The organism is Mumia sp. zg.B53 (assembly GCF_019550935.1).
Taxonomy (GTDB): domain Bacteria; phylum Actinomycetota; class Actinomycetes; order Propionibacteriales; family Nocardioidaceae; genus Mumia.
Genome location: NZ_JAHWCK010000001.1, coordinates 317,826 through 333,167, shown reverse-complemented (window position 1 = coordinate 333,167; position 15,342 = coordinate 317,826). Strand labels below are relative to the sequence as shown.

The window sequence follows — 15,342 nt, the reverse complement described above, 5'->3', positions numbered from 1 at the left end:
CCCTCGAGATGAGCGCCACGGGTCAGATCAGGGCGTCTCGGGACGCTTGTCGTACGTGGTCGCCGGGCGAGTCGGCTGCACCACGTCGGACGGCAGCGCGGCAGTCCTCTCCACGACAGGCTTCTCCACCACGGGCTTCTCGACGACGGGCTTGTCGTCGTCGTCGTCCATCAGGCCCTTGGTCTCGGACTTGAAGATCCGCAGCGCGCGCCCGGATCCCCGAGCAAGCTCCGGGAGCTTCTTGGCGCCGAACAGCAGGACCAGGACGGCCAGGATGAGGACGATCTCCATCGGGCCGATCTGCTTGAACATAAGGACCTCACGATTCCGTGCGTCGGTGCGCAGGGCGCTCCGTTGCGCCTTCACTGGCATCGTACGCCGCCGAGGAAGGACTCGTCTCCCCTCACACGCATCTGGGGCCCACGAAACGCAGCGCTCAGGAGTGGTCGGTCGACCGGTCGTACTCCGCCAGGGAGGCGGTGGTCTCCGCGATGACCTGCTCCGCGAGGCGTCGCGGCTCGACGACCCGCACGTTGCCCGCCGACCGCAGGACGAACCGCTTGAGCCACGCCTCGTCGCCGGTGACCACCTTGATCAGCAGCCACCCGTGGTCGTCCGTCCCGATCTCGGCGTGGTCGACGTAGTCGCGGACCCACAGCGCGTTGGGGTGGAGCGCGACGATCGCCTCCGCGTCCCCTTCGTGAGGCTCGAACAGGTGGGTCGTGTAGTCCCGGCGTTCGACGCCCTCGTGCTCGGCGACAGGGGCGTCGAGGACCTCGATGCCTTCGACCCGGTCGAGTCGGAACAGCCGGACGCCGTCGGCGCGGTGGCACCACCCCTCCAGATAGAGCCTGCCCTCGGCGGTGATCAGACGCAGCGGGTCGACGTCGCGCTCGGTGAGCTCGTCGCGCGACTCCACGCGATAGACGAGGTGGATCCGGCGGCCTCGCGCCAGCGCGTCGGCAACGCGCTCGTGGGCGGCGGACTGCGCGTCGTCGACCAGGACCTCCGCGGCGTCCACGCCGTGCTCGGAGTCGCCGGTGGCAGCGAGCAGCTTGGCCAGTGCGGACTCGATCGCGGGCTGGTCCTGACCACCGGCGGTCTCGCGCAGGGCGCGCAGAGCGGTGATGAGCGACGCCGCCTCGTACCCGTTGAGCCGCAGCGGACGCCCGAGGAAGTCGGCGTTGTCGAGATAGACGACGCCGTCGACCTCGAGGGCGTCCATGTCGATGTCGATCATCTCGCCGGTCACCGCCTCGGGGAGGCCGCAGAACCACAAGACGTTGAGGTCCTTGACGATCTGCGCCCGAGGCACTCCGAAGACCTCGGCCACCTCCGCCACCGGCACGCCGTCGTTGGTGCGCAGGTACGGGACGAGCGCGAGCATGCGCTCGATCTGCTTCGCCGACGGGCTCACAGGTGTGCCACCTCCAGGACGCGGGCGAGTCGGGTCCGCACCTCGGCGCGCAGCTCAGGCGGCGAGACGGCCACCGCGTCAGCGCCGTACGAGGCGATCTCGGTCGCCAGCTCACCCACCGAGCCGTACGGCAGCTCGATCTGGTCCCATCCGTCCTCGGTGGGCTCCTGGGCCGTGGCCCGGCGACGCAGGCCGAGACCGCGACCCTTGCGGACCCGGACCACCGCGTCGGCGGTCGGTGGCGCGGGGAACAGCGATGCGGCGATCTCCCGGACGTCGGCGTCGTCGGGGACGTCGAACTCACGGGGAGAGCCCGCGGCTCGGACGTCGCCCACCACCCGGCTGAGCCGGAAGAGACGCTGGTCGGCGCGCTCGCGGTCGTAGCCGACGAGGTACCAGCGGCCGTGCCAGGAGACGAGCCGCCACGGCTCGACGACCCGCTGAGCCTGCGCACCGTCGGCCCGCTCGTAGAGGAACGTCACGGGCGTACGGCTGACGACTGCCTCCCAGATCGGCTCGAAGGCCGGCTCGCTCGCCGCGAGCCGGGGCTCGACGCCCGAGAGAGCCTCAGGATCGACGGGCACACCGGCGGCAAGGAGCTTGCGCAGCGCCACCGCCGTCGCCTCGCCGAGGCGTGCACTCTGCCAGACCCGGGCCGCGACGCCGAGCACCGCGGCCTCCGACGGCTCGAGGTCGATCGGCGGGAGCTCGAACTCCTCACGCCGGATCCGGTAGCCGGGCTCGACCCCGTGGTACGACTCGGTCTCGCCGACCTCGATCGTGATCCCGATCGTCCGCAGGGAATCCTTGTCGCGCTCGAACATGCGGTCGAACGCGGTGTCGGACTGCCCCCGGTAGGGCTCGATGACCTCGCGGATGCGGGACTTCGGGAGATAGGTCGGTGTCACCAGGAGGGCGATGAGGAGATTCATCAGCCGCTCGGTCGTGCGTGGTGCCACCAGGTGCTCCTCGTCGGGTCGGACCAGCAGGTCAGCCAACAAACTACATCGTCCGACCCGACGCGGTGGAGCGCCGCGGCGAGGTTACGGCGCCGGGGCCGGGGCCGGGGTCGCAGGCGCCGGCTTGCCCTTCTTGACGAGGTCGACCACGAAGATGAGCGAGTCACCACCGCTGATCCCGCCCTGAGGGTTGCCCGTAGAGCCGTAGCCGTCGGTGTACGGCATGGTGACCAGCACGCGGCTGCCGTACTTCTGGCCGACGAGGCCGGTGATGAAGCCCGGGATCATCTGCCCCGGTGCCAGCTGGAAGTCGACCGTGTCTCCGCGCTTGTACGAGCTGTCGAAGGTCTTGCCGTCGCGCCCGTTGACGCCGAGGTAGCGGACGGTGACGGTGTCGTTCTCCTTGACGGTCGCGGCCTTCTTGCTCTTGGCCGGGATGACGACCTTGGACTCGGTCTTGGCCACGACGAGCGGCTTCTTCGCGAGGGTCACGGTGGGCTGCTTGCCCCAGGCGCCCGTGACCTTCACGTCGGCGATGGACCCGTTGGGCTTGGGCGCCTCCCACTTGGAGAGGACGTCGGCGACGACCAGGAGCGTCTCGTCCCCCTGCTCGGTGCCCTTCTCGGCGCCGAGGTCTTCGCCGGTCACACCGACCAGGACGCGCGTGCCGAACGGCTTGCCGATCACGGCGGGAGAGATGATCTTGTCCTGCTCCTTGCTCATCGGGGTCGCCCCTGTGGCGTCGCCCTTGAACGTGTTGCTGGCCTCCTTGCCGTCCTTGGCCTGCAAGAGCACGTACTTCATGACGACCTCGTCGCCGTCGGCGACCTTCGCCCCGTCTCCCTCGGTGATGACCCGGGTGGTGACCTTGTCGACCTTCACGCCCTTGGCGTTCTCGATCTTCGGGGCCTCACCGACCTTGCCGGTGACCTTGACCGCGTCGAGAGAACCGGCGTCCGCGTCGTCGTCACCTCCCCCGCCACAGGCGGCTGTGAGGACGAGTACGGGAGCGATGAGAACGGCTGCTAGGCGGCGCACGCGGCGGCGACCTTTCACTGGGGAGCGGGACAACGTCGACAACGGTAGCCGACGAACCTCAAAATTAGATGAGGGAGCCTGAGAACGCTGGTCACATCCCGTCGATGAGCTTCTGGACGCGCTCGTCGTGGGATCGGAACGGATCCTTGCAGAGCACGGTCCGCTGGGCCTGGTCATTGAGCTTGAGGTGCACCCAGTCCACCGTGAAGTCACGCCGGCGTTCCTGCGCGCGCTTGATGAACTCCCCGCGCAGCCGGGCGCGCGTCGACTGCGGCGGCTTGGACTTCGCCTCGAAGATCGACAGGTCGTCGGTGACCCGGGCGACCGCGCCCTGGCGTTCGAGCAGGTAGTAGAGACCCCGGTCGCGCAGGATGTCGTGGTAGGCCAGGTCCATCTGAGCGATGCGCGGGTGGCTCCAGGTCAGGTCGTTCTTCTCGCGGTAGCGGTCGAGCAGGCGGTACTTGATGACCCAGTCGATCTCGCGCTCGACGAGCGAGAGGTCCTCGGACTCCACCGCCTTGAGGGTCCGCTCCCAGAGCTCGAGCGCCCGCGCGGCCACCGGGTCGTCCGGGTCGTGCCGGTCGACGAACGCGCGAGCCTTGCCGAGGTATTCCGCCTGGATCTCCAACGCCGACAGCTCGCGCCCGTTGGCCAGCGAGACCTTGCGTCGACCGGTCATGTCGTGGGAGATCTCGCGGATCGCGCGGATGGGGTTGTCGAGCGTCAGGTCCCGCATCGGGATGCCCGCCTCGATCATGCGCAGCACGAGGTGGGTCGTCGCCACCTTGAGCAGCATGGTGGTCTCGCTCATGTTGGAGTCGCCGACGATCACGTGGAGCCGGCGATAGCGCTCGGCGTCGGCGTGCGGCTCGTCGCGGGTGTTGATGATCGGTCGCGACCGCGTGGTCGCCGACGACACGCCCTCCCAGATGTGCTCGGCCCGCTGCGACACCGAGAACATCGCCCCTCGTGGCGTCTGCTGGACCTTGCCGGCCCCGCAGATGATCTGTCGCGAGACGAGGAACGGGATCAGGATGTCCGCGATCCGGCTGAACTCGCCGTCGCGCGAGACGAGGTAGTTCTCATGACACCCGTAGGAGTTGCCGGCCGAGTCGGTGTTGTTCTTGAAGAGATAGATGTCGCCGAGGATCCCGTCCTCGCGCAACCGCGTCTGGGCGTCGAGGAGGAGGCCCTCGAGCACCCGCTCCCCCGCCTTGTCGTGGGTGACGAGCTCGACGATGTCGTCGCACTCCGGCGTCGCGTACTCCGGGTGGCTGCCGACGTCGAGGTAGAGGCGCGCTCCGTTGCGCAGGAACACGTTGCTGCTGCGGCCCCAGGAGACGACCCGGCGGAAGAGATAGCGGGCCACCTCGTCGGGCGACAGGCGTCGTTGTCCGCGGAACGTGCACGTGACGCCGTACTCGTTCTCGATGCCGAAGATCCGTCGCTCCACGCCTCCACCCTATGCCGGAAACGGTCGGCGCACTCTGTGCTTCGCGGCGGCCTCGCCGGGCAAATTCCGGTCGAGTTCCGTCGGCGGCGTGTGGGACGCTGGATCGGTGTTCCTAAGAGGAACACGTTGGCGTGCGCAACGACACGAGGTGGGAGACATGGCCAGCGGAATCGCGATCGAGACGCATGAGCTCGTGAAGACGTACGGGGACAAACCGGCGGTGGACGGCATCAACCTCCGTGTGCCCGAGGGCGGCGTCTACGGCTTCCTGGGACCCAACGGAGCCGGCAAGACCACGACGATCCAGATTCTCGCGACTCTCCTGCGTCCTGACGGCGGGTCGGCACGCGTGCTGGGCCACGACGTGGTCTCAGAAGCCGACGCCGTACGCAGCGTGGTGAGCCTGACCGGCCAGTACTCGTCGGTCGACGAGGACCTCACCGGCCGCGAGAACCTTCAGCTCCTCGGCCGCATCCTCGGGTTCTCCCGGGCGCAGGCACGGAGCCGGTGCGACGACCTCCTGGAGGCCTTCGGGCTGACCGACGCCGCCAACCGCCAGGTCAAGCGCTACTCCGGCGGCATGCGACGCCGGCTCGACATCGCCGCGAGCATCGTGGTCACCCCGCAGATCCTCTTCCTCGACGAGCCGACGACCGGGCTCGACCCCCGCAGCCGGATCCAGGTGTGGGACATTGTCCGGTCGCTGACGGCACGCGGTACGACCGTGCTGCTGACCACGCAATACCTCGACGAGGCCGACCAGCTCGCCGGGCGTATCGCCGTGATCGACACCGGCAAGGTCATCGCGGAGGGCACCAGCAGCCAGCTCAAGTCCGAGGTCGGCTCCGGGGCGCTCCACGTCCACCTCCACGATCCCGCCGACCGGCCGCGGGCGATCGACGTGCTCACGCGCGCCCTCGGCGACGAGGTCGTCCCAGGAGCCGACGCCGCCGATGTCACCGGCCGGGTGGACGACCGCACCAAGGTCCCCGCCGCGCTCGCCACCCTCGCCGCCGACGGCGTCGAGCTTGCCGGCTTCAGCTACGGGCAGCCGACCCTCGACGAGGTGTTCCTCGCCCTCACCGGCCATCCGGCCGAGGAGACGGCGCCCTCGGACGCAGACACCGAAGGAGCGATGGCATGACGACCACGACGGCGGGCACCACCGACTCCCAGATCGTGCCCGCCAAGCTCGACGCCGTTCTCGCCTCCGGCCCCCGCCCTCCGCGGGCCGGCGCGGTGACGACGTCGCTGGCGTTCGGCTGGCGGGCGATCCTGCGCATCAAGCACGTGCCGGAGCAGCTGTTCGACGTGACGCTGTTCCCGATCATCTCCGTCCTGATGTTCACCTATCTGTTCGGCGGGGCGATCGCGGGCTCGACCAGCACCTATCTCCAGTTCCTGCTGCCGGGCATCCTGGTCCAGACGGTCGTGATGATCACGATGTACACCGGCGTCGCGATCAACACCGACATCGAGAAGGGCGTCTTCGACCGGATCCGGACGCTGCCGATCTGGCGCCCCTCAGCCCTGGTCGGAGCACTCCTCGGCGACGCCGTCCGCTACACGCTCGCGTCGTTGTTCGTCGTCGCGCTCGGGCTGATCCTGGGCTACCGCCCCGGCGGCGGAGCGGTCGGCGTCGTCGCCGGCATCGCGGTGCTGATGGTGTTCTGCTTCGCGTTCAGCTGGATCTGGACGTGGGTCGGGCTCCTGGCCCGCAGCCCGCAGTCGGTGATGGGGATCAGCATGATGGTGCTGTTCCCGCTGGCGTTCCTGAGTCCCGTGTTCGTCGATCCGTCGACGATGCCCAACTGGCTGCAGGCGTTCGTCGAGGTCAATCCGATCTCGCACGCCGTCTACGCCGTGCGCGGACTGATGTCGGGCGACGCGGTCGGCGACGAGGTGATGTGGACCTTCGCCGCGGCTGCCCTGATCGTCCTGATCTTCGCGCCGCTCACGATGCGGGCGTCGGCCCGCGGCCGCGGCCCTCGCCCGTGGCGGCGGCCGGTCGGACCCGACCGGCCGACGACAGCTCAGGCGGAGGCGAGCGCCGCGTCGACCTGAGCGTCCGTCAGGCGCTTGAACTTGCGCGGCCGGGTGCGGGTGCGGTCGAGCACCGCGACCTCGAGCTGGTCGGCGGTGAGCACGCGCGGCGTGGTGTCGTCGTGGCCCAGAGCCTTGGCGGCGAGGGTGATCGCAGCCTCGAGCGCGAGTCCCTCCGTGTAGTGGTCCTTGAGGTAGCCCTCGGCAGCCTCGGCCTGTCCGCCCATCACCGCATGGCCCTGGATGTCGGCGACCGACCCGTCATAGGTGAGTCGATAGATCTGGTCCTGTGCCGGTGCGGCGCCCACCTCGGCGACGAACAGCTCCACCTCGTACGGCTTCTCTCCCCCGGAGGAGAAGATCGTGCCGAGCGTCTGTGCGTAGGCGTTGGCGAGCCCGCGCCCGGTGACATCGCTGCGGTCGTACGAGTAGCCGCGCAGGTCCGCGAGACGGACGCCGGCGATGCGGAGGTTCTCGAACTCGTTGTAGCGCCCGACGGCCGCGAAGCCGATGCGGTCGTAGACCTCGCTGATCTTGTGCAAGGCGTTGGACTGGTTCTCGGCGACGAAGAGCACGCCGTCGGCGTACTGGACCACCACGACGCTGCGGCCGCGCGCGATCCCCTTCCGCGCGAAGTCCGCACGGTCCTTCATCAGCTGCTCGGGCGAGACGTAGAACCCTGCGCTCACGTGAGTCCTCTCTGGTCAGCGGTACGGCGATGAACGGATGCGTCACTCCAGCGGGGCTGATGGCCCGTCCGGGCGGACCATGCGGCCCCCGATCACACGGTCGGCGATCGCCGCTGTCACGTCGTCGTCGTAGGCCCGGTAGCCGTCGGCGGTGATCACGGCGACCATCGGGAAGATCCGACGCGTCAGGTCGGGCCCGCCGGTCGCCGAGTCGTCGTCGGCCGCGTCGTACAGCGCCTGGATGCAGGCCGTCACGGCCTCGGTCTCCTCGAGGTCGGGACGGTAGAGCTTTTTGAGGGCACCACGGGCGAAGGTCGACCCGGATCCGACCGAGTGGAACGAGCGCTCTTCGTTGCGGTTGCCGGTCACGTCGAAGACGAAGATCCGGCCGACCGCGGCGTCGTGGTCGTAGGCGGCGAAGAGCGGCACGACGGCGAGTCCCTGCATGGCCATCGCAAGGTTGTTGCGGATGAGCGTCGCGAGACGGTTGGCCTTGCCGTCGGTCGAGAGGGGGATGCCCTCGATCTTTTCGTAGTGCTCGAGCTCGAGCTGGAACAGGCGCGTCATCTCGACGGCGATCCCTGCCGTGCCGGCGATGCCGACGGCAGAGTACTCGTCGGCCGGGAAGACCTTCTGGATGTCGCGCTGGGCGATGACGTTGCCCATCGTGGCCCGCCTGTCGCCGGCCATGACGACGCCGCCCGGGAAGGTGGCCGCGACGATGGTCGTCGCGTGCGTCAGCGGCTGGGCGACCGACGCGTCGGCGAGCCGGGCGGCCGGGAGCAGCTCGGGCTGGTGTCGTGCGAGGAACTCGGTGAAGGACGACGAACCGGCCGCGAGGAAGGCCTCAGGCAGCATCACTGCCCGCCCTTCTGGACGAAGCTGCGGACGAACTCCTCGGCGTTCTCCTCGAGGACGTCGTCGATCTCGTCGAGGATGGAGTCGATGTCGTCGTCGAGCTTTTCTTTGCGCTCGGCGACGTCCTCCGAGGTGTCGACCTGGACGTCGTCCTCACCCTCGGTGCTCTTGCGTGTGGTCTTGTGCTGCTGCCCACCGTCGCGTGCCATCGCAACCTCCTCGAGTCGGCTCTTCGTGCCGTCGACTCGACCCTATACCGGCCTGGTGACCGAACGCGCTGAAAGACTGTGCCGATGGATCGGAGCCGCGGGGACACCTGGGAGAACACCACCCACGACTGGCACGCGACCGTCGACCTCGACCACCTCGCCGCCATCGCGGAGGCGGTCGAGACGTATGCACCGGGAGGCACCCTGCACCTCGTGCTCGAGGTGCTCGCCTACGCTGCCGACGAGGCTGAGTCCCGTGGTGGTGGGCAGGCAGTCATCACCCTTCACGCGGACGGATCGGTCTCGGTCGCCGACGACGGCCGTGGGACGGACACCCGCACCGACGCCCACGGCGTGCTCGTCAAGAAGCCCGTGATGGCCACCCGCGACCTCCGGTTCTTCGACGCCGCCGCTCCCCCGCTCCTCGCCGACGGCCAGCCCCGCCGCGGATTGTCGGTCGTCGCGGCGTTGAGCGCACGGCTCGTCCACGAGAACCGTCGTTCGAGCGGCTCGTGGCGGCAGTGCTACGAGCACGGCGTGCCGGTGACCGTCCTGGAGCCGTTCACCGCCGACGGGAGCACCGGGACGACGGTGCGCTTCTGGCCGGCGCCCGCGCTTGCGGCGCTCTCCGCTGACGCTCTCGAGACACTGGCCCGGGCTGGTGGACCGGACCTGAGGGTCGAGCTCGTCATCGACGGCCTGCCCCGCGAACCGCGTGAGGCTCCCTGACGCCGGTCAGCGCCGGGTGATCGCGTCGAACAGCCCCTGGGCGGTGCTGTGCGCCTCGAAGAGCCCGCCGACGTGCTCGCGGGTCCCGCGCAACGGCTCCATGGTCGGGACGCGCTGGAGGGTGTCCCGGCCTGGGAGGTCGAAGATCACGGAGTCCCACGAGGCCGCCGCGACCGACTCCGGATAGCGGGTGAGGCACTGTCCTCGGAAGTAGGCGCGGGTGTCCTCGGGCGGCTGCGTGACCGCCCTCTCGATCTCGGTGTCGGAGAGCAGGCGCTTCATCCGGCCGGTGCGGACGAGCTGGTGGTACAGGCCCTTCGTGGGTCGGAGATCGGCGTACTGGAGGTCGACGAGGTGGAGCTTTGCGTGGTCCCAGTCGAGCGAGTCGCGCTCGCGGTAGGACTCCAGGAGTGCCAGCTTGGCCACCCAGTCGAGCTCGTCCCGGAGCTGGAACGGGTCCTCGGCGAGCCGGGTCAGCACCGACTCCCAGCGGTCCAGGACGTCCTTGGTCTGTCCTGCAGCCGGGTCGTCTCCGTCATGGCCCCGCGCGACGAAGGCCTGGGCCTTCTCGAGATAGCTCCACTGGAGGTCGAGCGCCGTGATGGTCCGACCGTCCGCGAGCTCCACCGCGGTGCGCAGAGACGCGTCGTGGGAGATGGCGTGCAGCGCGTTGACCGGCTGCGCCAGCTCGAGACCGCTCGAGAGCTCGCCGGACTCGATCATCGCCAGCACCAGCGAGGTGGCGCCCATCTTGAGGTAGCCGGCGATCTCCGACATGTTGGCGTCGCCGATGATGACGTGGAGGCGGCGATATTTAGAGGGGTCGGCGTGCGGCTCGTCGCGGGTGTTGATGATCGGCCGCTTGAGCGTCGTCTCGAGGCCCACGCCGACCTCGAAGTAGTCGGCGCGCTGGCTGATCTGGAAGCCGCTCTCGGACCCGTCTTGCTGGCGCCCGACGCGGCCTGCTCCGCAGATGACCTGCCGGGAGACGAAGAACGGCGTCAGATGCTCCACGATCGCGCCGAACGGCACGTCTCGCCGCATGAGGTAGTTCTCGTGGGAGCCGTACGAGGCGCCCTTGTTGTCGACGTTGTTCTTGTAGAGGAGCAGGCCCGGGGATCCCGGGAGCTGCGAGGCCAGGTCGGCGCCGCGCTGCATGACGAGCTCGCCGGCCTTCTCCCACAGCACGACGTCGCGGGGGTTGGTGCACTCGGGAGTGGAGTATTCGGGGTGGGCGTGGTCGACGTAGAGGCGGGCACCGTTGGTCAGGATCACGTTGGCGAGGCCCAGATCCTCGTCGGTCAGCTGCGTCGAGTCGGCACGATCGCGGCTGAGGTCGAAGCCGCGCGCGTCGCGCAGGGGGTTTTCTTCTTCGAAGTCCCAGCGGGCGCGGCGCGTCAGCCCGTGGGCGCTCGCGTAGGCGTTGACGACCTGGGTCGAGGCCACCATCTGGTTGGCCGTGGGCTGACCCTTGACCGAGATGCCGTACTCGACCTCGGAACCCATCACCCGTCGCACCGTCATGTCGCCAGCCTAGCCAGTGTGACCGACGCCGCCCCGGAACCGCGCTGTCATGATGGCGGCGTGGACGAGATCGTGGCGCTGTACAGCAGGGACGGACGACCGGCCGGGTCGGCTCCGCGGTCGCGTGTCCGGGCCGAGAACCTTCACCACGCGGCCACCGCCGTGGTCGTCCTCGATCCCGCGGGACAGGTCTACGTGCACCGGCGCACCACGTCCAAGGACGTCTTCCCTGGCATGTACGACGTGTGCGCGGGCGGCGTCCTTCTCGCGGACGAGGCCCCCTGTGACGGCGCCGTCCGCGAGCTCGCCGAGGAGCTCGGGATCACCGCGGCCCCGCTCCAGCCGATCTTCACCGGCCGGTACGAGGACGAGCACACCTCGTACGAGGCGTTCGGCTACCTCGTCGAGGGATGGGACGGCCCGGTCCGCTGGCAGCCGGAGGAGGTCGCCTGGGGCGGATGGATGCCGCTGACCGAGGTCGTGCGCCGCCTCGGCGACCCGGCGTGGCCACTCGTGCCGGACTCCCGCGCACTGGTCGGACCCTGGCTTCGCGCCCGTCAGTCCTCGTCGGTGCGGTAGCCGAGGTTGGGCGAGAGCCACTTCTCTGCCTCGGCGACCGTCCAGCCCTTGCGCGCGGCATAGTCCTCGACCTGGTCGCGACCGATGCGACCCAGCACGAAGTACTGCGACTCCGGGTGCGAGAAGTAGAGACCGCTGACGGCCGCACCCGGCCACATCGCCATGCTGTCGGTCAGCTCGATCCCGGCGTTCTTCTCGACGTCGAGGAGCTCCCAGATCGTCTGCTTCTCGGTGTGCTCCGGACAGGCAGGGTATCCAGGGGCAGGCCGGATGCCGACGTAACCCTCCTTGATCAGCGCCTCGTTCGTCAGCGCCTCGTCCGGCGCATAGCCCCAGAACTCCTTGCGGACCCGCTCGTGCAGGCGCTCGGCGAAGGCCTCCGCGAGCCGGTCGGCCAGCGACTCCAGGAGGATCGCGCTGTAGTCGTCGAGGTTCTTCTTGAACTCGGTGGCCTTCTCGGACACGCCGAGCCCCGCGGTCACCGCGAAGGCACCGACGTAGTCACGCAGCCCGGTCGCCTTCGGAGCGACGAAGTCGGCGAGCGACTTGCGCGGGGACCCCTCTCGCCCTTCGCCCTGCTGGCGGAGCGTGTGCAAGGTCGTCAGCACCTCGCTCCGCGACTCGTCGGTATAGACCTCGATGTCGTCGCCAGGCACCTGGCTGGCCGGGAAGAGACCGAACACCCCGTTGGCGCGGACCCACTTCTCGGCGATGATCTGGTCGAGCATCACCTGGGCGTCGTCGTAGAGCTTGCGGGCGGCCTCGCCGGTCGACGGGTTGTTGAGGATGTCGGGGAACTTGCCGCGCATCTCCCACGCGTTGAAGAACGGCTGCCAGTCGATGTAGCCGCGCAGCTCCTCGAGCGAGTAGTCGGTGAGCGTGCGGACGAGCTGGACGTGCCCGTCGTGGCGGTGGTCGCACCCGGCACCCGAGCACACGTCGCGCGCCTGCTGGAGCAGCATGTGCGGACGTGGAGGCCGGTAGTCGCTCCAGTCGATCGGTGTCGCCTGCGCGCGGGCCTTCTCGAGCGGGAGCAGCGACCGGCTGCTCTGCCGCGCCGCGTGGCGCTCTCGCAGCGCCTCGTAGTCGGCCTCGGTCTCGGCGAGGAGCCGCGGCCGCTGGTCGTCGGACAGCAGGGCCGCGACGACAGGGACCGAGCGCGAGGCGTCCTTCACCCAGATGACCGGACCGTGGTACTTCTTGTCGACCTTGACCGCCGTGTGGGCGCGCGACGTCGTCGCACCGCCGATGAGCAGCGGGATGTCGAAGCCCTGCCGCTCCATCTCGCCGGCGAGGTTGACCATCTCGTCGAGCGACGGCGTGATCAGGCCCGAGAGCCCGATCACGTCGGCACCTTCGGCCTTCGCGGCGTCGAGGATCTTCTGAGCCGGCACCATCACGCCAAGATCGACGACGTCGTAGTTGTTGCACTGGAGGACGACGCCGACGATGTTCTTGCCGATGTCGTGGACGTCGCCCTTGACCGTCGCCATGACCACCTTGCCGTTGGTCCTCTCGACATCACCCGGTTGACGCTCGGCCTCGATGAACGGGATCAGGTGCGCCACCGCCTTCTTCATGACGCGCGCCGACTTCACCACCTGCGGCAGGAACATCTTGCCCTCGCCGAACAGGTCGCCCACGACGTTCATCCCGGCCATCAGCGGGCCTTCGATGACCTCGATCGGCCGGCCCCCGCGCGCGGCGATGACCTGGCGCAGCTCCTCCGTGTCGGACTCGGCGTACGTGTCGATGCCCTTCACGAGCGCGTGGGTGATCCGCTCCCCCACCGGCAGGGACCGCCACTCCTCGTTGGCGACCTCTCTGACCGCGCCGTCCCCGGCGAAGTCGGCCGCGATGTCGAGCAGCCTCTCGGTGGCGTCCGGCCTGCGGTTGAGGACGACGTCCTCGATGCGGTCGCGCAGCACCTCGGGCACCTCGGCGTAGACCTCGAGCGCACCGGCGTTCACGATACCCATGTCCATCCCGGCACTGATCGCGTGATACAGGAACACGGCGTGGATGGCCTCGCGCACGGCGTTGTTGCCCCGGAACGAGAACGACACGTTGGACACCCCGCCCGACACCAGCGCATGCGGAAGGTTCTGCTTGATCCAGCGGGTCGCCTCGATGAAGTCGACGCCGTACGCCGCGTGCTCCTCGATGCCGGTGGCGACGGCGAAGACGTTCGGGTCGAAGATGATGTCCTCGGCGGGGAAGCCCACGTCGTCGACGAGCAGGCGGTACGCACGCTCGCAGATCTCCTTGCGGCGCTCGAGGTTGTCGGCCTGGCCGTCCTCGTCGAAGGCCATGACGACGATCGCCGCACCGTAGCGGCGGCACAGCCGGGCGTGCTCGACGAAGGCCTCCTCCCCCTCCTTCATCGAGACGGAGTTGACGATCGGCTTGCCCTGGACGCACTTGAGACCAGCCTCGATCACCTCCCACTTGGAGGAGTCGACCATGATCGGGACACGGCTGATGTCGGGCTCGGACGCGATGAGGTTGAGGAACCTCACCATCGCCTCCACCCCGTCGATCATGCCCTCGTCCATGTTGACGTCGATCACCTGCGCGCCGCTCTCGACCTGCTGGCGGGCCACGTCGAGCGCCGCCGAGTAGTCACCTGCCTTGATCAGGTTGCGGAAGCGGGCGGACCCGGTGATGTTGGTGCGCTCTCCGACGTTGACGAAGAGCGTGTCGTCGACGACGGTGACGGGCTCCAGACCGGCCAGCCGCAGCGCCGGCACGGCCGTCGGTGGGACCCGCGGCGTCTTGTCCGCCACCTCGCGCGCGATCGCCGCGATGTGCGCAGGCGTCGTCCCGCAGCAACCACCGACGAGGTTCACGAACCCTGCCTCGGCGAACTCGGCGAGGATCGCCGCCGTCTCGTCGGGTGCCTCGTCGTACTCACCGAAGGCGTTCGGGAGACCGGCGTTGGGGTAGCAGCTGACGAACGTGTCGGCGATCCGCGCGATCTCGGCGATGTAGGGCCGCATCTCCTTGGCCCCGAGCGCGCAGTTGAGGCCGACGAGCAGCGGCCGGGCGTGCCGGACCGAGTGCCAGAAGGCCTCGGTGACCTGCCCCGACAACGTACGGCCGGACGCGTCGGTGATCGTGCCGGAGATGATGATCGGCCACCGACGGCCGTGATCGGCGAACACGGTCTCGACGGCGAAGATGGCCGCCTTCGCGTTGAGCGTGTCGAAGATCGTCTCGATGGCGATGACGTCGGCACCGCCGTCGAGGAGGCCCCGGGTCGCGGTGGCGTACGCGTCGACCAGCTGGTCGTAGGTGACGTTGCGCGCGCCGGGGTCGTTCACGTCGGGTGAGATCGAGGCCGTGCGTGTGGTCGGCCCGAGCGCCCCGACGACGTATCGCGGACGTGCCGTCGCCTGCGCGACCTCGTCGGCGACCTCGCGCGCGAGCCGGGCCGACTCGTAGTTGAGCTCGTACGCGAGGTCTCCCATGCCGTAGTCGCTCAGCGAGATCGCGGTGGCGTTGAAGGTGTTGGTCTCGATGAGGTCGGCGCCGGCGTCGAGGTACTCGCGGTGGATGGCGGCGATGAGCTGGGGCTGCGTGAGAGTCAGCAGGTCGTTGTTGCCCTGCACGTCGGAGGGCCAACCCTTGAAGCGCTCGCCGCGGTAGCCGGCCTCGTCGGGCCGGTCGCGCTGGATCGCGGTGCCCATCGCCCCGTCGAGCACCAGGATGCGCGACCGGAGTGCCTCAGTCAGCTCGTCGGTCGCGTCCGGACGGAGGTTGCTGCTCACGACGCATGCCCTTCCGAAATGGGGTGATTGGCGCAGGAGCGCCGGTTTCGAGACTAGTCGACGGACGGTCGCCC

Annotated in this window: 14 protein-coding genes; 4 read left to right on the top strand and 10 right to left on the bottom strand. The window is 69.1% G+C overall.

Translation table 11 applies throughout. The features are described 5' to 3' along the window. Positions 1–27 precede the first annotated feature (27 nt). From tatA to pafA, 5 genes are all read right to left on the bottom strand, one after another. Positions 28–312 (bottom strand): Sec-independent protein translocase subunit TatA, encoded by a 285-nt coding sequence (tatA, locus tag KV102_RS01625; RefSeq protein WP_220345105.1) that lies wholly within the window; start codon positions 310–312, stop codon positions 28–30. A 124-nt stretch (positions 313–436) separates the two neighbouring features. Beyond that, the gene (locus KV102_RS01620) at positions 437–1,417 is read right to left on the bottom strand and encodes a YafY family protein (RefSeq protein WP_220345104.1); all 981 of its coding nucleotides are present in this window, start codon (positions 1,415–1,417) and stop codon (positions 437–439) included. Next, positions 1,414–2,415 carry a YafY family protein gene (locus KV102_RS01615; RefSeq protein WP_255559073.1) on the bottom strand — a complete coding sequence of 334 codons (1,002 nt, stop codon included), beginning with the start codon at positions 2,413–2,415 and terminating at the stop codon, positions 1,414–1,416. Before KV102_RS01615 ends, KV102_RS01620 begins: the two co-directional genes overlap by 4 nt. A gap of 45 nt (positions 2,416–2,460) precedes the next feature. Then, the gene (locus tag KV102_RS01610) at positions 2,461–3,414 is read right to left on the bottom strand and encodes an FKBP-type peptidyl-prolyl cis-trans isomerase (protein ID WP_220345103.1); all 954 of its coding nucleotides are present in this window, start codon (positions 3,412–3,414) and stop codon (positions 2,461–2,463) included. A gap of 91 nt (positions 3,415–3,505) precedes the next feature. Beyond that, positions 3,506–4,867 (bottom strand): Pup--protein ligase, encoded by a 1,362-nt coding sequence (gene pafA / locus KV102_RS01605; protein WP_220341695.1) that lies wholly within the window; start codon positions 4,865–4,867, stop codon positions 3,506–3,508. 157 nt (positions 4,868–5,024) lie between these two features. On the opposite strand from pafA, the gene KV102_RS01600 reads away from it, so the two are divergent. Both KV102_RS01600 and KV102_RS01595 read left to right on the top strand, forming a co-directional pair. Next, entirely contained in the window at positions 5,025–6,011 is a 987-nt protein-coding gene (locus tag KV102_RS01600) for an ATP-binding cassette domain-containing protein (RefSeq protein WP_220341694.1), read from the top strand. Next, complete coding sequence (locus tag KV102_RS01595) at positions 6,008–6,931, top strand: ABC transporter permease (protein WP_220345102.1); 924 nt, start codon at positions 6,008–6,010, stop codon at positions 6,929–6,931. Before KV102_RS01600 ends, KV102_RS01595 begins: the two co-directional genes overlap by 4 nt. Here KV102_RS01595 and prcA read toward each other — a convergent pair. Genes prcA through KV102_RS01580 form a run of 3 tightly spaced genes read right to left on the bottom strand, consistent with a single transcriptional unit; the run spans position 6,901 to position 8,666 of the window. Continuing rightward, entirely contained in the window at positions 6,901–7,599 is a 699-nt protein-coding gene (gene prcA, locus KV102_RS01590) for a proteasome subunit alpha (protein WP_220345101.1), read from the bottom strand. The genes KV102_RS01595 and prcA overlap by 31 nt on opposite strands. Before the next feature lie 42 nt (positions 7,600–7,641). Then, positions 7,642–8,457 carry a proteasome subunit beta gene (gene prcB, locus KV102_RS01585; RefSeq protein WP_220345100.1) on the bottom strand — a complete coding sequence of 272 codons (816 nt, stop codon included), beginning with the start codon at positions 8,455–8,457 and terminating at the stop codon, positions 7,642–7,644. Then, positions 8,457–8,666, bottom strand: coding sequence for a ubiquitin-like protein Pup (locus KV102_RS01580; protein ID WP_220341690.1), 210 nt, complete (start codon positions 8,664–8,666; stop codon positions 8,457–8,459). Before KV102_RS01580 ends, prcB begins: the two co-directional genes overlap by 1 nt. A gap of 84 nt (positions 8,667–8,750) precedes the next feature. Here KV102_RS01580 and KV102_RS01575 point away from each other — a divergent pair, with 84 nt between their 5' ends. Beyond that, positions 8,751–9,395: a hypothetical protein gene (locus KV102_RS01575; protein ID WP_220341689.1), complete on the top strand. Its 645-nt coding sequence runs from the start codon at positions 8,751–8,753 to the stop codon at positions 9,393–9,395. Between the two features lie 6 nt (positions 9,396–9,401). On the opposite strand, the gene dop is transcribed toward KV102_RS01575, so the two are convergent. Next, positions 9,402–10,919: a depupylase/deamidase Dop gene (dop, locus tag KV102_RS01570; protein WP_255559174.1), complete on the bottom strand. Its 1,518-nt coding sequence runs from the start codon at positions 10,917–10,919 to the stop codon at positions 9,402–9,404. Positions 10,920–10,979: 60 nt separating this feature from the next. Between dop and KV102_RS01565 the strand changes: the two genes are divergently transcribed. Next, the gene (locus KV102_RS01565; RefSeq protein WP_220341688.1) at positions 10,980–11,498 is read left to right on the top strand and encodes an NUDIX hydrolase; all 519 of its coding nucleotides are present in this window, start codon (positions 10,980–10,982) and stop codon (positions 11,496–11,498) included. On the opposite strand, the gene metH is transcribed toward KV102_RS01565, so the two are convergent. Further along, positions 11,477–15,268 (bottom strand): methionine synthase, encoded by a 3,792-nt coding sequence (gene metH, locus KV102_RS01560; RefSeq protein WP_220345099.1) that lies wholly within the window; start codon positions 15,266–15,268, stop codon positions 11,477–11,479. The two genes, KV102_RS01565 and metH, sit on opposite strands and share 22 nt — an antisense overlap. Between the last annotated feature and the right edge of the window lie 74 nt (positions 15,269–15,342).